Source organism: Prosthecodimorpha staleyi (assembly GCF_018729455.1).
GTDB lineage: Bacteria > Pseudomonadota > Alphaproteobacteria > Rhizobiales > Ancalomicrobiaceae > Prosthecodimorpha > Prosthecodimorpha staleyi.
In genome coordinates, this window is sequence record NZ_JAHHZF010000005.1 from 316,914 (window position 1) to 337,386 (window position 20,473).

Below are 20,473 nucleotides of genomic sequence, written 5' to 3' on the forward strand. Positions count from 1 at the left end.
CGCAGCCTCCCGCCGCGACCCGCCCGCGCGCGGGACTGTCTCCGCAAACTCGGACGGATTCATGACCGCACCGATAGGTGCTTCGTGCAAATTCCTGTCGATGGCAATGGCGAATGTCGGGCACGGACCCGGACGATCGGTTATGATCAGCCCATGAAATTCCCGCCCAACATTCTTGACGAAATCCGCGCCCGGCTGCCCGTTTCCGCCGTGGTCGGACGGCGCGTGCGGCTGAAGAAACAGGGCCGCGAATATGCCGGCCTGTCGCCGTTCAATCCGGAGAAGACGCCGAGCTTTTTCGTCAACGATCACAAGGGCTTCTATCACTGCTTCTCGTCCGGCAAGCATGGCGACGTGTTCCGCTTCCTGATGGAGACGGAGGGCCTGAGCTTTCCCGAGGCGGTCGAACGGCTGGCCGCGGAGGCCGGCGTCCCGCTGCCCAAGCCCGACCAGCGCGAGGTGGTGCGCGAGCGCCAGCGTGCCAGCCTCGCCGACGTGGTCGAACTGGCCTGCCAGTTCTTCCAGGAGACGTTCCGGCTCTCGGCCGGCGCGACGGCAAGGGCCTATGCCGAACGGCGCGGGCTTCGGCCGGAGACCATCCGCGAATTCCGGATCGGCGCGGCGCCGGCCGAGCGCGACGCCCTGAAGCGGCACCTGATCGGACGCGGCGTCGACGAGCGCTCGATGATCGATGCCGGGCTGCTGATCGAGCCCGACGACGGCCGGCCGAGCTACGACCGCTTCCGCAACCGCCTGATCATCCCGATCCAGGACGAGCGCGGTCGGGTGGTCGCCTTCGGCGGCCGTGCGCTCGGTCCCGACGACAAGCCGAAATACCTGAACTCGCCGGAGACCGAGCTCTTCCACAAGGGGTTCATGCTTTTCAACGGCCATCGCGCCCGCGCGGCGGCGCATGAGAGCGGCCAGATCGTGGTGGTGGAGGGCTATCTCGACGCCATCGCAGTGGTGCAGGCCGGCATAGGTTCGGTGGTGGCGACCCTCGGCACGGCCTTCACGGAGGAACAGATCCAGCGCATGTGGCGCTTCGCGCCCGAACCGGTCGTCTGCTTCGACGGCGACCGCGCCGGCATCAGCGCCGCCCACCGCGCCATCGACCGCATCCTGCCGCATCTGAAGAGCGGCTTCTCGTTCAACTTCTGCTTCCTGCCCGACGGCAAGGACCCGGACGAACTGATCGCCGGCGGCGGCCGCGAGGCCTTCCTGGCCGAGATCCAGCGCGCGGTCCCGCTGGCCGAGGTGCTGTGGGAGCGGGAGACCGCCGGGGCGACCATCGACACGCCCGAGCGCAAGGCGGCGCTGGAGAAGCGGCTGAACGAGTTGACGACCCAGATCCAAGATCGGGCAGTGCAACAGAACTACAAGAATAAGTATCGAATTCAGCTCATGAACATGTTCTGGAGAACTGATCGTCAGAAGAAGCAAGAAACAAACGACAATATTGTATTGCCCAAAAAAACGGCAGACGATGAATTACCGGGAGTTGAGGCGATAATTCTTGGCATCTGCGTAGAGTATCCGGGTGTTTTTTTCGAGTCTTTGGAGCATGTTATTTCCGCAAATTTTTTGGTGGAGCAATATAATTATTTCAGAATGGAGTTGTTTCGTGTTCTTGTTGAATTTGAAAATGTGGATGTTTCAAAGTTTTACGAGAAAATCGATAACAAGTTTCACTTTGTTCTGCGAAATGTTCATGGTGACAGTGTTTTAGATAAGTCAGGTAATATAATTAAACACCGCGGTCATGCGCTTCGAGCGAGACTGCCGATCGTAGGATTTCTTCCGAGTGAAGAATTTATATACCGGATATTCTATAATTTCTTGGGTCGTCTACAGCTGCGGGATTTGGAGCGCCATCGTGAAGAGGTAATTTCGTCTGCCGGAAATGATATCGATAGCGAAACTGAAGTTCGAGCGATGGAACTGATAAGAGAGGTATTGCGACGGAGGGAAGAGTATTTTCACCGCGAACAGGAGCTGGCCGAGGAGGCCAAGCTGATCCGCGCCGCCTTCGGGGCGGACAAGGACACCGGCCCGGTCTTCGCGCCGGTCGGTGGACGGAAATGAAATCCTTGGTGTGAGCCACCCGCTCGCGGGTCAGCGCGCACCGACAAAGCGGAGGCTGATCGCCTCGGAATTGGCGTCGAGCGGGCGATCGGTGTCGGTCATCAGCCGGCACAGGGACCGCGCCTTGAAATAGGTCAGTCCGCGGCAGGTTCGGTCAGCGCGGCATTGCGCCCGGCAGGCACTGAAATCGGCGACCGTGGTGCTGGTCTCGCCCTGATAGCGATAGGCGAATTCGTCGACGATCTCGGCGGCCGGGGCCGGCGGTCCAGACGGCATGGCGGCCAGATTGCGACTGTTGGCCCAGCCGGTCAGGCCGCCGTAGCGGACACGCCACCACCCTGCCACGGACGACGCATCGAGCCGGACGACACCCTCGCCCAGGAACGGGATGGCGCCGACCGCGTCTGCGCTTCGGTCCGGGCCGGCGCGCAGAAAGAGGACGTCGCCCGCCGGAACGTTGACGACCCGGAATCGCGTAGTCTCCTCGAGTCCGGACACCAGGGAGCGCCATGGGACGACCACCGGGGGCGGTGCCGGTTCGACGCCGCCGCCCTGTTGCGAAGGCCTTGACGCCAGGGTGATCGCGTCTCCGCCCAGCGACATGGTCAGGAAAGGCTTCTGTCGTGCTCGAGTGCTGGCCTGGACCTCGTCACGGACCTTGCCGAGCGCGATCCGGATGTCGAGATCGGGAATGACGAGGTTGCGGGTGAGAGCCTGGGTGAAGGGGCTGAGGTCACCGTCGCCATCATAGGCCACGGCACCCGGGGCGGCCGCATAGGCGATCAGCATGTTGCCGTCTCCGGCGGAGACGACGGCGAGGCCCCTGCTGCCGCCACCTTTGGTCCGTCCGTCGGCGACAGCGAACGGATTGTCGCGGCAGGCGTCGAGCAGGATCATGCGCAGGCGGGTCGCCCCGTCGAGCGCACTGACAATCTCGTCGAGCGGAATGGTCTCGTATTTCACGTCGCGGGCCGCGGCGAGGCGTGCGTCTGTGGGGACCAGATAGTTTGTGCCGCCGACCTCGAGCCCGTGGCCCGAATAGAAGACCAGGCCGATTTCGGCGCCCCGGACGCGGTCCGAGAAATCCTCGATGGCGGCCAGCATGGCGTCGCGGCCGAGATCGGTGTGGGCGGAGACCAGTTCGAAGCCGATCGACGACAGGGCGCGTTTCATGGCCGCGACGTCCCTGCCGGGATTGCGCAAGGGCCCCTGATTGTAGGCGGCATTGCCGATCAGCAGCGCCACCCGGCGCTCGGCCGAAGCGGGCAGGGCGGCGCCGATCGCCAGGAGGCCGACAACCGCCAGGATGAGAAGACTTCGAACCAGCACCATGGCTTCCCCCACCGCCGGACCCCGTGCCTGCCTGCAGTCTAGAGGGGGAGATGCGTGGCGGGAACCGTCTGCAACCGGGAGCGGTCGCCAAGCCATTTGGAACCTCGCCGAGCCTGGAGGGCGCCGCCCCGCCGGCAAGCCGCCCTTTGACCCCGCCGCCCGGTTCGGCATAGAAGAGCCTCCCGCTCCGTCCAGCCGGTTGACCCATGTCGCACAACAGTTTCGGCCATCTCTTCCGCGTCACCACCTGGGGCGAGAGCCATGGGCCGGCGCTCGGCTGCGTCGTCGACGGCTGTCCGCCCGGGCTGCCGCTGACCGCGGCCGACATCCAGGTCTGGCTCGATCGGCGCAAGCCCGGCCAGTCGCGCTTCGTCACGCAGCGGCGCGAGCCGGACGAGGTCGAGATCCTGTCGGGTGTGTTCGAGGACGAGCGCACCGGCGGCCAGCGCACCACCGGCACGCCGATCTCGCTGATGATCCGCAATGTCGACCAGCGCTCAAAGGACTATAACGACATCCGCGACAAGTTCCGGCCCGGCCACGCGGATTTCACCTACGACGCCAAATACGGCATCCGCGACTATCGCGGCGGCGGCCGCTCGTCGGCGCGCGAGACGGCGGCCCGGGTGGCGGCCGGCGGTGTCGCCCGCAAGGTGCTCGACGCAGCCGTGCCGGGCGGGGTGACGGTGCGCGGCGCGCTGGTGCAGATGGGGCCGCACAAGATCGACCGCACCCGCTGGGACTGGGCCGAGGTCGACCGCAATCCCTTCTTCTGCCCCGATGCCGAGGCGGCGGCCCGCTTCGAGACCTATCTGGACGGCATCCGCAAGGCCGGCTCCTCGGTCGGCGCGGTCCTGGAGATCGTCGCCGAGAACGTGCCGCCGGGCTGGGGGGCGCCGATCTACGGCAAGCTCGACCAGGACATCGCCGCCGCGCTGATGTCGATCAACGCGGTCAAGGGCGTGGAGATCGGCGCCGGCTTCGGGGCTGCCGAACTGACCGGCGAGGAGAATGCCGACGAGATCTATCTCAGGCAGGACGGCACGCCGGAATTCCGCTCCAACCAATCGGGCGGCATCCTCGGCGGCATCTCGTCGGGCCAGCCGATCGTGGCGCGCTTCGCCGTCAAGCCGACGTCCTCGATCCTGACTCCGCGCAAAACCATCGACAAGTCAGGACAGGCGACCGAGATCCTGACCAAGGGCCGTCACGATCCCTGCGTCGGCATCCGCGGCGTGCCGGTCGGCGAGGCCATGGTGGCTATCGTGCTCGCCGACCATTTCCTGCGCCATCGCGGCCAGACGGGGCGGTGACCGGGCCGGCCTTCGGCTCTGCATTCCAGGGAATTCAGTATTGCTGAAAGTTTGGCGCTTCATTCGTTGCGCCTGAAGGTGCGCGACGATAGGGTTGCGTCATGCGCCTCGACGAGTTTCTCGCCGGACGCGGCGAGAGCCGCGCCGCCTTTGCCCGCCGCGCCGGCCTGTCGCCGGCCGCGGTGACGGCCTTGTGCAACGATCCGGAGGTCTGGATCGGCCGCGAGACCGCGGCGCGGATCGCCGAGGCCACCGGCGGCGCCGTCACCCCCAACGACTTTCTCGGCCTGTCCGGACGGGACCGGGTCTTCACGGAGCAGATCATGTCGCAGGAACGCGTCGCCGAGGCCATCCGGGCTTTCGAGAAGGGCGAGATCGTGGTCGTCACCGACGACGACGATCGCGAGAACGAGGGCGACCTGATCGTCGCCGCCGTCCATGCCACCACCGAGAAGATGGCCTTCATCATCCGCCACACCTCCGGCATCGTCTGCACGCCGATCACCCGCGAGGAGGCGCGCCGGCTGCATCTGGAACCGATGGTCGCCGTCAACGACGCGCCGCATTCGACCGCCTTCACGGTCTCGATCGACTATCGCCACGGCACCACGACCGGCATCTCGGCCGAGGAGCGCACCGCCACCGTGCGCGCGCTCGCCAATCCCAATGTCGGTGCCGGCGATTTCGTCCGCCCGGGTCACATCTTCCCGCTGGTCGCCCGCGAGGGCGGCGTGCTGATGCGTTCCGGCCATACGGAAGCCGCGGTCGATCTCTGCCGGCTGGCCGGCCTGCCGCAGGTCGGCGTGATCTCCGAACTGGTCAATGACGACGGCACCGTCAAGCGCGGTGCGCAGGTCGCCGAATTCGCCCGCCAGCACGGGCTGAAGACCGTGTCGGTCGCCGACCTGATCGCCTATCGCCAGCGCAACGAGCGGCTGGTCGAGAAGATCGAGGACTTCGAGATCGACACCCCGGCCGGCAAGGCGCAGGCGATCACCTTCCGCACGCCCTTCGACCCGATGCATCACCTGGCGGTGGTGTTCGGCGACATTCGCGACGGCCGCGCCGTTCCGGTGCGGCTGCATCTGGAGAGCGTAGTCGGCGACGTGTTCGGGCCGTCGCGCACGCTCGACCTCCTGATGAAGCGCTTCGCCGAGAAGGGCCGCGGCGTGATCGTCTATTTGCGCGAGGGTTCGGTCGGCGTCGCCCGTTCCGCGTCCCGGCCGCGCGACGGGCTCAAGGGTGTCGATGGCGCCACCCATGCACCCGAAGAGATGGAAGGCCACGGTTCGGCGTCGATCCGGGCGGAGAACTGGCGCGAGATCGGTCTCGGCGCGCAGATCCTGAAGGCGCTCGGCGTCGGTTCGATCCATCTGATCTCGTCCAAGGCGCGGCGCTATGTCGGCCTGGAGGGCTTCGGCATCGAGATCGAGGGCACCGAGGCCCCGGAAGCCTGAGGCGCGCGGGGCGCGTGAACGGAGGCGGCGGGGCGATCCGGCATCGCCTGCCGCCGCACGCCCCGTGCGATGTAAACGAATGTGAATGTTTCCGACCTAGTCTGGTTCGCCTGACGGCCGCTGCGGGCCGGGAGGGCGGACGGCATGGCGGCGGACGGCGGCGGCGACCGGCTGGAATGGCTCGACGGGCTGCGTGGCCTTGCTGCCCTCGCGGTCGCGCTGTTCTGGCACTACGTGCATTTCGTCGATCCCTACCAGGACTCGCCGCTCACGATCGCAGCGGCGCCGGGTGCGGGGTTGCCGGGAATCGGCGCGCTCTACCGGCATGGCTATCTGGCGGTCGACCTGTTCTTCCTGCTGTCCGGCCTCGTCTTCCACCATGTCTATGCGGCCCGCATCGCGGCCGGGCGGATCGGCTTCGGCACCTTCCTGGCCCTGCGGCTGACCCGGCTCTATCCGGCCCATCTGGCCGGCTTCCTGGCCACCGCGGCTCTGATCGCGCTTGTCGGCGGTCTCGGCGTGACCGGCCATGCCGGCTCCGCCACGGTGATCGGCAACCTGCTGCTCGTCAACGACGGCACGTCCTTCAACCATCCGTCCTGGTCGCTGAGCGTCGAGATGGCGCTCTACGTCCTCTTCTTCGCCGCGATGCAGACCGTCGGCCCGGCGCTCGCCGCGCCGGTGCTGATCTTCGCCGGCATCGGCATCTTCCTGAAGACCGACCTGTTCATCCTGACCGGGCTCGCCCGCGGCCTGATCGGTTTCTTCCTGGCGGTCGGTGCGGCCGAGGCCGTCCGCTGCATCCGGTCCGGAGAACGGCTCTCGCCGGTGCTGGTCGCCGGGCTTGCGGCGACGCTGCCCTTCTGCTGGTGGATCAAGACCTTCGCCTTCGATCTCGCGGCCTTGGCCGCACTCGGCGCGGTCGCCGCGCTGGCACCGCTGCGCCGCCTGGCCGCCGCGCGCCCGCTGCGCGGCCTGGGCGCGATCAGCCTCGCCGTCTACATGCTCCATCTGCCGATCCAGCTCGGCCTGAGCGCGCTCTGGCAGGCCTTCGGCCAGGCCCTGCCGGCCGATCGGCCCTGGTTCTGGGCGCTCTATGCCGGATCCGTCCTCGTGATCGCGACGGGGTTCCATCGGGCCTGCGAGGTGCCGCTACGCGAAGCACTGCGCCGCCGTCTGGCGGCCCGGCCGCTCCGTCCATCACGCTCCCGTCGCCGCGCTTCCTTTCCCTTCGCTCCCGTGCAGGGGGCGAAGGGAAAGGAGCCGGGGTATCGCGTGCGTTGATTTCCCCAATCAATCCCCCAACGGGTGACTCCCTTCGCCCCCAAGGGGGGAGAAGGTGCCCGAAGGGCGGATGAGGGGGGCAATCTCGCGGCAGGGCGACAGGCCCGCGGTCCGAGCCGCAGGGGCGCGATCTTCGAACCGTGGGCGCGGTGAATGCTTCGTCTTCCAGACCCCTCATCCGGCCTTCGGCCACCTTCTCACCCCTTTACAGGGGGCGAAGGGGAAGGAGCCGGGGGGTACTTCGGAAAGCGCGGGTGGTTCAGCCCTTGGCCAGGCCGAGCGAGACGTATTGGACCGGCTTGCCGGATTTGGAATCCTTGCCGGAAACCGCCAGCGAGAGGCGGTTCGCGCCGCTGACCGTCAGGGTCAGCGTGCTGACCGCACCGTTCTGCGACGTCACCTGCATCACCAGGCTATTGCCGGAAAGCCGCCCGGACAGGGAGGCCGTGCCGGCTTCCGCGCCGCCCTGGAAGGTGCCGACGAAACTCTTCTGGTCGCCGCTCCAGGTCAGCTGCACGGCCAGATTGGCGCCCTTGGCGGCGCCGTCGCACTTCCCCGTCACGGTGATCGACGCACCCGAGGGGGCACCCTGCAGATGGCAGGTGGTCGCGGCCGGCGCCTCGCCGCCCGACGCGGTGATGCTGCCCGAGCCGGTCCAGGAGCCCGACAGCTTGGCGATGAAATCGGCGCCTTCGTCGGCCCGGGCGACGGACGGAGCGAGGCCGGCTGCGACCACGGCTGCGAAAAGCAATCCCTTCATGCCAATCTCCTGCGATGCCGCCCGATGAAGCGGATCCTCCGCAAAACCACGGACTGCGGACTTCGAGCGACATCTGTAGGGGTCGCTGCATGCATTGTCGAGATGCTGCACTGCAGCAGTGCCATTCCGTAACAATGTGCTGCCGTTACGGCACAGGTCGGCCGGCCAGGGGCTCGAGGCCGGCCAGAAAGACATCGGGATCGACGATGCGGAGGCTCTCGATATAGCCGCCAAGCGCGTCGTCGGTCAGGTCGACGGCACCGAAGGCCTTGACGATCTCGGCATAGTGTTCGCCGAGCCGACGGGAGGTCGGGTCCAGGCCGGTCAGGGCGACCAGTCCGGTCGGCGGGCTGTCGAGCACCGTCATGGTCAGATCCGGCCGATACTGCTGCAGGATCGGGATCAGCTTCCAGACGTCGCCGGTCCAGGCCGATCGATAGACGGGATCGCGCCGTGCCGCCGGATTGGGCCGGCGCTCGGTCATCTCCGCATTGACCGGGATGCAGTCGTGCAGGAAGACGATGCTGCCGGCATGGGCATAGCGTTCGGCGTTGATGAAGTCGCGCAGCAGATACTCGAACTGGTGCATCCCGTCGAGAAAGGCGACATCGTAGCCGCCGGGCAGATAGCGGAACAAATCCTCGCTGGCGAAGAAGTCGTCGCTGGTCATCTGGAACAGAAAGAGGCGCGACTTGCCGCGCGTGAAGTCGTTGGCGACCCGGCCCATCTGCGGGTCGACGCCGACGGCGTCGCACCCAAAGCAGGCCATGCTGGCGCCGAGATTGACCCCGATCTCGAAATAGCGATGCGGCTTCCGGCGGCGGTGAACCTCGGCGAGCACCTTCAGATAGGACCGCCCCTTGCGCGGGAAGCGCAGAAGCGGACCGGTCGCGGCGTCGCCATCGACCGGAACTGCGGCCACATCCGTCATCGGGCTGCCTTCGCCAATGCCCGGGTCACGAGACGCCGAGCTTCTTCTGCAGGCTGGTCGAACTGGTCGTGTACTGGAACACGATGCGCTGGCCGGGCGCGACGATGCGCTTCGCCGCCTGCGCCATCAGCGCGACCTCGTGGAAGCCGGACAGGATCAGCTTGAGCTTGCCCGGATAGGTATTGATGTCGCCGACCGCGAAGATGCCGGGTTCGGACGTCTCGAACTTCTCGGTGTCGACCGGGATCAGATTCTCATGCAGGTTCAAGCCCCAGTCGGCGATCGGCCCGAGCTTCATGGTCAGCCCGAAGAAGGGCAGCATGCGGGTGGCGGCGATCTCGCGCGCCGTGCCGTCGTTGAGCTTCACCTGGACGCCGGACAGGTGCCCGTCGGCGCCGGCCAAGCCCGTCACCTGCCCCAACACCAGGTCGAGCTTGCCCTCGGCGACCAGGCTGCGCATCCGCTCGACCGAATGCGGGGCGGCGCGGAACTCGTCGCGCCGGTGCATCAGCGTCACCCTCCGGGCGATCGGCTGCAGGTTGAGCGTCCAGTCGAGTGCGGAATCGCCGCCGCCGACGATCAGCACGTCCTGGTCGCGGAACGCCTCCATCCGGCGCACCGCATAGAAGACCGAAGTCCCCTCATAGGCCTCGATCCCCGGCACCGGCGGGCGCTTCGGCTGGAACGAACCGCCGCCGGCCGCGATCACCACCACCTTGGCGTGGAACCGGGTGCCGAGATCGGTCGTCACCGCGAAGCCGCCCTCCGGCAGCCGCGCCACCGTCTCGACCATCTGCGAATAGTGGAACACCGGGCTGAACGGCCGCGCCTGCTCCATCAGTTTCTCGACCAGCTCCTGGGCGCCAACGACCGGGTAGCCGGGAATGTCGTAGATCGGCTTCTCCGGATAGAGCTCGGCGCATTGGCCGCCGGGCCGATCCAGGATGTCGACCAAGTGGCAGCGCATGTCGAGCAGGCCGAGTTCGAAGACCGCGAAGATGCCGACCGGGCCGGCTCCGATGACGAGGACATCGGTTGTGATCGCGTCGGAGGCATTCACATCGGGAGCGATGGTTTCGGACATGCGCATCTGACCGGGCGATGGCGGCCGCGCCGCCGGGTTGGGACCCGACCTATAGGATGGTTCGGCCGCGCGGGCCAGAGCGGAGGACTGCGGGCCGACAACACGCGCCCCTGAGACCACCGCTCGGACAGTCCCGGCCGCGCGGCGCTGCGCAACCGGCGAACCTCCTGCGCAACGGCGTCGCGCACCGGATTGCCGGGCAATGGATTGCAACGGCTTGCAATGGCCAGCAAGGGGCGCCGCGGCGTCCGGATCGGGGCCGGCGGCTCGGCCGTGCCCACGATCCGGCCGGGTCAGGCCTGGCGTTCGGGTGTCCGGACGACGAGACCGTCGAGCGCGGCGGTCACCTTGATCTGGCAGGACAGCCGGGAGGTCGGGCGGACGTCGTAGGCGAAGTCCAGCATGTCCTCTTCCATCGGCTCCGGCGCCCCGACCTTGGCATACCAGGCCTCGTCCACATAGACATGGCAGGTCGCGCAGGCACAGGCGCCGCCGCATTCGGCCTCGATGCCGGGCACCATGTTGCGGATCGCATTCTCCATCACGGTGGAGCCGATCTCGGCCTCCACGGTCTGCTCGGCGCCGGCTGCGGAAATGAAGGTGATCTTGGGCATCGGGATCTCGGGCTCGGGAGGCAGGGGAAGGGCAGCGCCCGAGATAAAGGCTCGGGCGGGAAGGTCAAGACGGCGCGAGGGCGCTGCGGCCGATTAGGCCCGATTCCCCAGTTCCTGGCGGATCACCCGATCGACCGCCTCGACGGCCGCGGTCAGTTCGCCGAACAGATGCGCGGCGTCGCCGGGGACCCGCTCGGCCATTTCGACCGCCTCGGCGAGCCGGGCGACGCGGAACGCCCCGATGCCGCGGGCCGATCCCTTCAGCGTGTGGGCCGCCCGGCGGCCGCTGTCGGCATCGGCCGCCGACCGGATGCGATCCAGCAGCGCCTGGGATTGCGCCAGGAACATGCCGAGCACTTCGTGCTGCAGGTCGCGGCTGCCGAAGGTCATGCGGTCGAGATGGGCGAAGTCCAAGGGCCGGCCGTCGCCGCCGACCGGGCGGACGGCGTCCCGACGAACCGCTCCGAAGCCGACATCGCCTCCATCTCTCATCGCCCGCTCTCCCGCCGATCCTCGTCGAGAGAAGCCCCGTAGAGGCCAAGGAGACGTAAATTCCGCTGCCGAAAGAAGGCGATCGCGCAATACGGTAAAGGAAAGGTGGAGGCCACCGACCGGCTCAGCCCTCCGCCTTGCCGCCGAGCGCGCGCCGACCGGCCGCGGTCAGCCGGGCGACCACCCAGTCCGGTTTCATCGGATTGTCGAACCACGGCTCTGCCCAGCCCTTTTCCAGACAGGCGCGGATGGTGCGGTGCGGGAACTCCTGCCCGTCGGAATCGAACAGCGGCAACTTGCCGCCCGGCTGCCCGAGCCCCTGCTCCAGGTAGCGCCGCTGGCTCGCACTGGGCCGGCCCGGCGCCGCCGGCGCCTTCGCGCCCGGATTTCCCCCGGCCCCGTCGGTCCCCATGCGGCCGCCATCTTTCTGCTTTTTCAAGGAATGCAATGGATCAATCCGGTTGCCCCTGGGCATGGCCGCCCCCGTTAACGATGATGAGGGAAAACCCCCGCCAATGGTTCCAACTTCGTTAATGACATATTACCATCAAGGTGCGGCAACTTACGAGGAGGCTTGAGAATCGGGGTATTCCCCGTTTCTTCAAAGCCTTGTCCGGTGAATACGACGTCGTGCATGAAGCGACGCGGGATCGGTCGTCAGTCTCCAAGGCCATGGAGGCGGCGACCGACAGAGGGTACCGAGTACGGACGCGAGGCAGTAGATCACGATGGCGACCAATCAAAACAAGCAGATGGATCCTGCCGAGGCCGCCCTTTCGGCCGTCGAGGAAGCCCTGAAGCTGGATTTCGGCGGCCCGGAGGATTCGCCTCCCGCCACCTCGACGCCGATCGATGCTCCGCCCGCGGCCTCCGCCGCCCCACCCCGTCCCGAGCGCAAGCCGACCGTCACCAAGCGCATGGTCACGCGCCCGACCGGCGCGCGCTCCCCGCTGGATTCCCTGCCGCCTGAAGAGGAACTGACCGCGATCGTCGAGGCGCCGCCGCCGTCCCCGGCCGCGACCGAGCGTACCGCCGCAACCCGGATGCCGTCCGCCGCCGCCGCGGCACCGGCGCCCCATACCGCGGCTCCGTCCGCCGCCGCCGAACCGGCACGGGCCGCGGACGCCCCGCGCCCGACCGAGGCGCGCACGTCCGAGACCCGCCCCTCCCCGCGCCCGCCGGCCAATGACGACCGCCAGTCGGTCGGCAACCTCATCCACCGCTTCGGCCAGAAGCCCTCGCAGACGCCGCTGTGGATCGCGCTGATCGCCTCGATCGTCTGGCTTGGCCTGGTCACCGTGCTGATCATGACCAGCTTCGGCGGCTTCCTGCGCAGCGCGACGCTGCCGGAAACGCTGTGGTCGCTCGCCGCCACCCTGCTGCCGGTGATCGCATTCTGGGTCTTCGCCGTGGTCGCCCGCCGCGGCCAGGAGATGCGCATCGCCTCGCGCACCATGACCGAAGTGGCGCTGCGGCTGGCCGAGCCGGAGGCGCTCGCCAAGGATTCGCTGGTCTCCCTCGGCCAGGCTATCCGCCGCGAGATGGCCGCGGTCGGCGACGGTCTCGATCGGGCCGTGGCGCGGGCGAGCGAGCTGGAAGTGCTCGTCCACAACGAGGTCTCCTCGCTCGAGCGGGCCTACGGCGAGAACGAACTCAAGATCCGCAGCCTGATCGAGGAACTGGTCAACCAGCGCGAGGCGATCACCAACAACGCGGAGCGGGTGCGGGCCGTGATGGTCGGCGCCCACGAGACGCTGGCCGCCGATCTGGCCCAGATCCATTCCCGCGTCACCGATGCCGTCTCGGATGCCACCGGCCATCTAAGCTCCACCCTGATGGAGCGCGGCGTCGAGATCGCCACCCGCATCGACGTCTCGTCCGAGAACCTGATCAACTCGATCGCCAACCGCGGCTCCCAGGTTGTCGACCGTCTGGTCGTGACCACCCGCGAGGTCACCGATCAGTTTGCCAATGTCGGCGAGGAAGTGGCCGATCGGATCGCCACCGCCGGCCAGATCGTCGCCGACACCCTGTCGATGAAGGGCAGCGACATCTCCGACAAGCTGACCCGGACCGGCAACGAACTGGTCGAGACCTTCTCGCGCCAGAGCGCCGATCTGACCGAATCGGTCGGCCGGATGAGCACCGACGTGGTCCAGACCCTGTCCAGCCGGACCGACATGGTCACCGAGGCGCTGCACCGCACCACCTCGACCCTGGTCGAGACGGTGACCGACCGTGCCAGCTACGTCACCGATGCCTTCGCGACCACCGGCACGGCGCTGATCGACACCCTGACCGAACGCTCGACCAGCGTGAACGAGACCCTGGAACGCACCGGCGCCTCGGTCATCGACCGGCTGGCGCAGACCGGCGCGACGATGATCGACACGCTGAACGAGCGCAGCGGCTTCTTCACCGACCAGTTCCAGACCACCGGCACGACGCTGATCGAGACGCTGACCGAGCGCTCCACGGTGGTCAACGAGACCCTGCGCGATACCGGCTCGACGCTTATCGACACCCTGAACGACCGCAGCCGCGCCGTCGTCGACAACATCTCGATCACCGGTTCGACCCTCATCGAGACGCTGACCGAGCGCTCGAGCGCGCTCAACGAGACGCTCAGCCGCACAGGCGCGACCCTGATCGAGACGCTGACCGAACGCAGCCAGGCGGTCACCGAGGCGCTGTCGTCGACCGGCGGCACGCTGATCGACACGCTGACCTCGCGCTCGACCCATCTCAACGAGACGCTCAGCCGCACCGGCGACACGCTGATCGAGACGCTGACCGAACGCTCGACCCATCTCAACGAAACGCTCAGCCGCACCGGCGATACGCTGATCGACACCCTGACCGAGCGCAGCCGCTCGGTCACCGACAATCTGTCCTATACCGGCGCCTCGCTAATCGACACGATCACCGAACGGGCGGATTCGGTCGCGCAGATCCTGTCCTCGACCGCCGCCAACCTGATCGACACCCTGAGCGAGCGCAGCATCGCCGTCACCGAAAGCCTTGCGCGCACCGGCGACACGGTCGTCGAGTCGCTCGCCGATCGCAGCCGCTTCATCACCGATTCGCTGTCGGCGGCCGCCGATCAGCTGATCGAGTCCATGCTCGAGCGCTCCGCCTCGGTGAGCGAGGCCCTGTCGTCGACCGGCGCCACCCTGATCGGGACCCTGACGGATCGTTCGGGCGAGCTGAACGACACCTTCCAGCGCACCGGCTTCTCGCTGATCGATACGCTGACCGAGCGCTCGACCACCCTCAACGACACGCTGAACCGCACCGGCGACACGCTGATCAGCTCGCTGACCGAGACCGGCTCGTCCCTGACCGAGGCCTTGAGCAGCACCGGCAGCCATCTGCTGGCCACGCTGACCGAGCGCTCGACCACCCTCAACGACACCCTGAGCCACACCGGCGGGACGCTGATCGCGACCCTGACCGAGCGCACGACGACCCTCAACGACACGCTGAGCCGCACCGGCGACACGCTGATCGACACGCTGACCGAGCGTTCGACCACCCTCAACGACACGCTCAGCCGCACCGGCGATACGCTGATCGACACCCTGACCGAGCGTTCGACCACCCTCAACGACACGCTCAGCCGCACCGGCGATACGCTGATCGACACGCTGACCGAGCGCTCGACTGCTCTCAACGACACGCTGAACCGCACCGGCGACACGCTGATCGGATCGCTGACCGAGACCGGCACGTCGCTGAACCACTCGCTGTCGCGCACCGGGACCGACCTGACCAACACGCTGGCGCGGACCGGCGGCGATCTGACCCGGACGCTCGCCTCGACCGGCGACAACCTGATCGGGACCCTGTCGGCGACCGGCGAGGGCCTGATCGGAACCCTGACGCAGACCGGCACGAACCTGACCGAGACGCTGGCTTCGACCGGCACGCTGATCACCGACACGATCCTGACCCGCGGCCAGGAGGTCAACGAGGGCCTGCTGTCGCACGCCTCGGTGATCGACCAGACCCTGTCGCGGACCGGCAACGAGATCGTCTCGATGATCGCGACCCGCGGCACGGAAGTCTCCGATACGCTGTCGCGCGCCACGGAAGAGCTCAACCAGCTCTTCGTCGGCCACTCGCGCGAGGTGTCGGATACCATCAACGCCACCGGCACCAAGATCGTCGAGGCGATCGTGTCGCGCGGCAGCGAAGTCAACGAGGCCCTGAAGGGCACGGGCCAGTCGCTGGTCGTCGATCTCAGCCTGCGCGGCTCGGAGATCACCGAACGGCTCGATACGGCCGGCATGCAGATCGCCGAGATCATCGCAATCCGCGGCGGCGACCTGAACCGCGCCTTGGACGATGCGATCGGCCGGCTGAACACCACCATCCTGACCAACGGCGACGTCCTCGCCGACCGGCTCGACGCCACCAGCGACCGCATCCGCGAATCCATCGTCATGCGCGGCGCCGAGTTGGAGGACGCCGTGCTCGCGGCCGGGCGCACCCTGGACCAGATCATCGGTTCGCGCGCTGCGGATTTCCGCGACCGCCTGCATGCCAGCCTGGACGTGGTCTCGGGCGACATCTCCACCCGCACCGGCGAACTGGCCGAACGCCTGGCCAAGGCCGGCTCGGAGGTCGCCCGCCTCGTCGCCGCGCAGGGCGATCTCGTCACCGACCGGATGAACGCGACCGGCGGCGACTTCCTCGGCCGGCTCGCCAGCCAGGGCCAGGAGATCACGACCGGCCTCTCCGAGCGCATCGCCGCCATCGACGAAATCGTCGGCGTGCGCGCCGTGCAGGTGGTCGAGACGCTCGGCCAGCGCTCCGAACAGATGCGCGACCTGCTCGAGCGGCGCCTCGGTCTCGTCGACGAGACGCTGACCCGCAAGACCGTCGCTCTGGTCGACGCGCTGCAGAGCCGCACCGACGAGTTGGCCGAGACGATCGAGAGCCGCACCTCCAGCCTGTCGGCGGCCCTCGACGGCAAGCTCGCCCATTTCGGCACCTCGCTCGACCGCAAGGCGGACGAGGTCGGCCTGATCCTGCAGGAACGCGCCGTCTCCTTCGAGCAGACCGTCGCGGCCCGGGTCGACCGGGTGGCGGCGACCTTCGCCGAGCGCACCGATGCGTTCAACGACACGGTCCGCACCCGCACCGAGAAGATCGAAGAGGCGCTCGACACCCGCGCCCGGCAGATCAGCGAGACCTTGATGGACCGGGCGCGCGACATCGCCCGCACCTTCGTGGAAGGTCACACCGCCATCTCCACCGTGTTCGACAGCCGCGTGGCGGAACTCTCGACCTCGCTGGTCGGCCGCGCCAAGGAGGTCGGGGACCAGATCAGCGATCAGGTTTCGACGCTCAACGCGACGCTCGGCATGCGCGTGACCGAGATGACCGAAACCCTCGGCGAACGAGCCGGCTTCTTCGATCGGCTGCTGCAGGAACGCATGTCGGCGATCGGCAGCACGCTCGGACAGGAAACCGAAAAGGCCCGCCAGATCGTGCTGCGTTCGGTCGGAGAGGCGACCGAGGGCATGCTGATCAAGTCCGAGGAGGCCCGCCGGACCATGGTGGCGACCACCGAGGAGGTCGCCGCCCGGCTCGAACAATCGGTCATCTCGCGCACCTCCGCGGTGGTGGTCGACCTTGAGAAGTGCACGACCGAGATCTCCGCCCTTCTGGAAGGCCGCGGCGGCCATCTGATCGAGACGCTCGACGCCAGGGCGGTCGAACTCGCGGAACGCTTCGCCAGCGCCGAGAAGTCGATCGTTTCGACCGTCGAGGCCCGGACCGAAGACCTCGCCTCGACCCTGGCGACGGCGCACGACGTCTTCGACCGCACGCTCGACCGGCGCCATCAGGACATCGTCGCCGTCCTCGACGGACGGACCAACGGCCTGATTTCGAGCGTCACGGCCGCCCACGACATGCTGGCGCGGACCCTGGAGGCGCGCCAGAACGACATTTCCGCGGTGCTCGACGAGCGGACCAGCGGCCTGATCGCCGGTCTCTCGACGGCCCACGATGCGCTCGCCCGCACCCTGGAAGCCCGGCAGGGCGACATTGCCGGTCTGGTCGAGACCCAGGCCGCCGGCCTGCTGTCCAGCCTGGCCGCGACCCAGGACATGCTTGCCCGCTCGCTCGATCAACGCCGCTCGGCCATGGCCGGCGAGATCGAGGCGCGCGCCAACAGCCTGATCGACGGTCTGGCGAATGCTCACGACCGGCTCGCCGGCATCCTCGAAATCCGCCGCAGCGAGATCGCCGATCTGGTTTCCGGCCATGCCGGCGGCCTGCTCTCGGGCCTGGAGGCGACCCACGACCGGCTGGCGCAGTCGCTCGATCAGCGCAAGTCGTCCATGACCGCCGCGATCGACGAGCGCGCCGGCAGCCTGATTTCGGCTCTTGCGACGGCGCACGAGCGTCTGGCCACCGTGCTTGAGGCACGCCGCGGCGAGATCGCCGAACTGGTCTCCGATCAGGCCGGCGGCCTGCTGGCCGGCCTCGCGGCGACCCACGACCTGCTCGCCGGGACGCTGGAGCAGCGCCAGACGGCCCTGACCTCCGCGCTCGACGAACGCGCCAGCGGCCTGCTGGCCGGCCTTGCCGCCGCCCATGACCGCCTCGCCGGCGAACTGGAAAGCCGCCGCAGCGAGCTCGGCAACCTGGTCGAGAGCCGGACCGAGGCCCTGATCGGCCGGCTGGCGAATACCCACGACATGTTCGCCAGCACGCTGGAGACCCGTCAGGCCGAAATGGCCTCGCTGGTCGAGGAGCGGGCCTCGGACCTGGTGGTCAGTCTCGCCAGTGCGCACGACCAGCTCGAACGCACGCTGGAGACCCGGCAGAGCGAGCTGGTCGCCCGCACCACCCAGGCGCGCGACGGCATCGCGGAGGTGCTCGACAGCCGCTCGGCCGACATCTTCGGCAAGCTGCAGGGGGCGCAGGACCAGCTCTACAAGGGCCTCGACAGCCGTTCGGCCAATCTCGCCGACAAGATCGGCCATGCCGGCGACCTGCTGCTCGACGCCCTCGAACGCAAGGGCCGCGACGTGGCCGAGACCTTCGCGGTCCAGGGCGTCGAAGCCTCCCGGATGGTTTCGGAGGCCTCTGATCGCCTGCGGTCCGAGATGGGCGAGATCATGGAGCGGCTGACCCAGTCGAACATGGTGCTGCAGTCGGTGATGGGCCGGACCGCCGAGAGCCTGCGCGAGATCGAGCAGAATCTCGACCGCCAGAGCGGCGAGGTGAAGAGCGCGCTGGAACAGGCCGTCTCCGACACCCAGGTGGCGACCGCCACCATCGCCCGCGAAGTCGGCACCCTGCGCGAGGTTTCGGCCGGCGTGCTGAAGGACGTGGTCGACCTGACTTCCAAGTTCGACCAGACCGCTGGCCGCCTGCACGATGCCGGCACCGAGGTCGGCGGCGCCAACGACCGGCTGGTCCGCTCGATCGAAGAGCGCCAGCAGACGCTGGAGGCCATGAACGAGGCGCTGGCCGAGAAGACCAAGACCATCGACGAACTGGTCCGTGCCTTCGCCGGCACCATCGCCCAGAGCCTCGCGGCGGCCGAAGCGCGTGCCCGCGATGTCGGTGCCTCGCTGACCGGCTCGACCGAGGGCGCGATCCGCTCCGTGCTCGGCCAGTTGGAGAGCCTGCGGTCGACCGCCGATCAGGAAGGCAACAAGGCCTCCTCGACCTTGAAGTCGATCCAGGACGCCATGGTGGCGGACCTGTCGCGGACCGTGTCGGACACCACCGCCCGCTTCGGAGAGGCGGCGGAGAAGATGCGCGAAGCGGCGCGGATGATGCAGGGCGAACTCGACAAGACGCGCGAAGAGCTGCGTCGCGGCGTGTTCGAACTGCCCAAGGAGACCGAGGAATCGACCGCCGCGCTGCGCCGCGTCGTCACCGAGCAGTTGAAGGCGCTGAACGAACTGACCAGTCTCGCCAGCCGCCAGGCCGCCGCCTTCGATGTCACCGGCCCGTCCGCCGAACCGCCGCGGCGCGGCAGCGGCACCGCTTCGGCCGCGGCTGCGGCCATGGTGGTCGAACGGCCCGCGGTCTATCGGGAAGCGGAACCGCGCCGGATCGAGACGGTCCGGCCGGAGCCGGTCCGCGCCATCGAGCCGGCCGCCCGTCTCGAAACGCCCGCCGCAGAGCCGATCCGCCCGGAACCCGTGGCGCGCATCGAGACGCCGCGTGCCGAGCCGACCCGGGTTCCGCCCGCCCCGCTGCCCGAGGCGCGCCGCGTCGCTCCGCAGCCGCCGGCCGAGCCGGAGCCGCGCAGCCGCGACGGCCAGTCGCGCGGCTGGGTCGCCGATCTCCTGCGTCGCGCCTCGCGCGACGAGGAGGAGGACGCGGCCGCACCGGACCCGGTGGCCGAAGCCCCTGCCCCTGCCCCTGCCCCAGCCCCGGCCCCTGCTCCGTCGGCGCCGCGCGCCGCCGGCTCGGGCGCGGGCGCGGAAGGTCTCGGACAGGTCGCCTCCGACATCGCCCGTGCGATCGACGACCGCACCTTCCTGGATCTGTGGGATCGTCACCGCGCCGGCGAGAAGAGCGTCTTCACGCGCCGGCTCTATACCCTGCAGGGCCAGCAGACCTTCGACGAGATCCGCCGCAAGTATCACCGCGACCTGGATTTCCGTTCGGTGGTCGACCGGTACTGCGACGATTTCGAACGGCTCCTGGACGAGGTCGGCAGGACGGACGGAGACGGCATCATGTCCCGCTCCTACCTGACCTCCGACACCGGCAAGGTCTACACCATGCTGGCCCATGCCGCCGGCCGCCTCGACTGAGGCCGACCGACCGGGATCGCCGAGACCATCCGAAACCCCGGGGCAGCCCCCCGGGGTTTCTCGTTCCCGGCAGCCGCCCGGCGATCCGGCGACGCCACCGGCCCGGGCATGCCCGATCCGCCGCAGCCGTGCCGTCCCGCGGCAGCCGCTGCGGCTTCCCGCCGTCCACAACCTCACAGGCCGCCCCGGTCGCAATCGGCCCATCCGGGTGCAACCGGCCTTGCCGGGCACGGTCCAACCGCGGCACAGTGCGGCGGAGAGGGCCGGCCCTGCCCCTGCGCCGCAGCCGGTGGCGCGAGGCCGCAACCCTGCCTCCGTCCGCGGCG

12 protein-coding genes are annotated in these 20,473 nt (G+C 68.3%); 5 read left to right on the forward strand and 7 right to left on the reverse strand.

Annotation, left to right across the window (positions count from 1 at the left end; all coding sequences use genetic code 11):
- The first annotated feature begins 153 nt into the window (after positions 1-153).
- Positions 154-2,085 (forward strand): DNA primase, encoded by a 1,932-nt coding sequence (dnaG, locus tag KL771_RS12125; protein WP_261968814.1) that lies wholly within the window; start codon positions 154-156, stop codon positions 2,083-2,085.
- A gap of 30 nt (positions 2,086-2,115) precedes the next feature.
- Here the strand turns inward: dnaG and KL771_RS12130 are convergent, their stop codons facing one another.
- Positions 2,116-3,417 carry a caspase family protein gene (locus KL771_RS12130; protein ID WP_261968815.1) on the reverse strand — a complete coding sequence of 434 codons (1,302 nt, stop codon included), beginning with the start codon at positions 3,415-3,417 and terminating at the stop codon, positions 2,116-2,118.
- Positions 3,418-3,623: 206 nt separating this feature from the next.
- Between KL771_RS12130 and aroC the strand changes: the two genes are divergently transcribed.
- The 3 genes from aroC (at position 3,624) to KL771_RS12145 (ending at position 7,471) form a co-directional block, all read left to right on the forward strand.
- Positions 3,624-4,730, forward strand: coding sequence for a chorismate synthase (gene aroC / locus KL771_RS12135; protein WP_261968816.1), 1,107 nt, complete (start codon positions 3,624-3,626; stop codon positions 4,728-4,730).
- Positions 4,731-4,831: 101 nt separating this feature from the next.
- On the forward strand, positions 4,832-6,187 hold the full coding sequence (gene ribB / locus KL771_RS12140; RefSeq protein ID WP_261968817.1) for a 3,4-dihydroxy-2-butanone-4-phosphate synthase: 1,356 nt from the start codon (positions 4,832-4,834) through the stop codon (positions 6,185-6,187).
- 144 nt (positions 6,188-6,331) lie between these two features.
- Entirely contained in the window at positions 6,332-7,471 is a 1,140-nt protein-coding gene (locus tag KL771_RS12145) for an acyltransferase family protein (RefSeq protein WP_261968818.1), read from the forward strand.
- Between the two features lie 259 nt (positions 7,472-7,730).
- Here the strand turns inward: KL771_RS12145 and KL771_RS12150 are convergent, their stop codons facing one another.
- From KL771_RS12150 to KL771_RS12175, 6 genes are all read right to left on the reverse strand, one after another.
- Complete coding sequence (locus KL771_RS12150; RefSeq protein WP_261968819.1) at positions 7,731-8,231, reverse strand: hypothetical protein; 501 nt, start codon at positions 8,229-8,231, stop codon at positions 7,731-7,733.
- Positions 8,232-8,376: 145 nt separating this feature from the next.
- Entirely contained in the window at positions 8,377-9,162 is a 786-nt protein-coding gene (locus KL771_RS12155; RefSeq protein WP_261968820.1) for a class I SAM-dependent methyltransferase, read from the reverse strand.
- Positions 9,163-9,187: 25 nt separating this feature from the next.
- Complete coding sequence (locus tag KL771_RS12160; RefSeq protein ID WP_261968821.1) at positions 9,188-10,246, reverse strand: NAD(P)/FAD-dependent oxidoreductase; 1,059 nt, start codon at positions 10,244-10,246, stop codon at positions 9,188-9,190.
- Positions 10,247-10,539: 293 nt separating this feature from the next.
- A complete protein-coding gene (locus KL771_RS12165) occupies positions 10,540-10,860 on the reverse strand; it encodes a 2Fe-2S iron-sulfur cluster-binding protein (protein ID WP_054360963.1) in 321 nt (106 codons plus the stop codon).
- Between the two features lie 93 nt (positions 10,861-10,953).
- The gene (locus tag KL771_RS12170; protein ID WP_261968822.1) at positions 10,954-11,352 is read right to left on the reverse strand and encodes an Hpt domain-containing protein; all 399 of its coding nucleotides are present in this window, start codon (positions 11,350-11,352) and stop codon (positions 10,954-10,956) included.
- A gap of 124 nt (positions 11,353-11,476) precedes the next feature.
- Positions 11,477-11,764 carry a hypothetical protein gene (locus KL771_RS12175; RefSeq protein ID WP_261968823.1) on the reverse strand — a complete coding sequence of 96 codons (288 nt, stop codon included), beginning with the start codon at positions 11,762-11,764 and terminating at the stop codon, positions 11,477-11,479.
- A gap of 316 nt (positions 11,765-12,080) precedes the next feature.
- Here KL771_RS12175 and KL771_RS12180 point away from each other — a divergent pair, with 316 nt between their 5' ends.
- On the forward strand, positions 12,081-20,147 hold the full coding sequence (locus KL771_RS12180) for an apolipoprotein A-IV repeat region-like domain-containing protein (protein ID WP_261968824.1): 8,067 nt from the start codon (positions 12,081-12,083) through the stop codon (positions 20,145-20,147).
- The last annotated feature ends 326 nt before the right edge of the window (positions 20,148-20,473 follow it).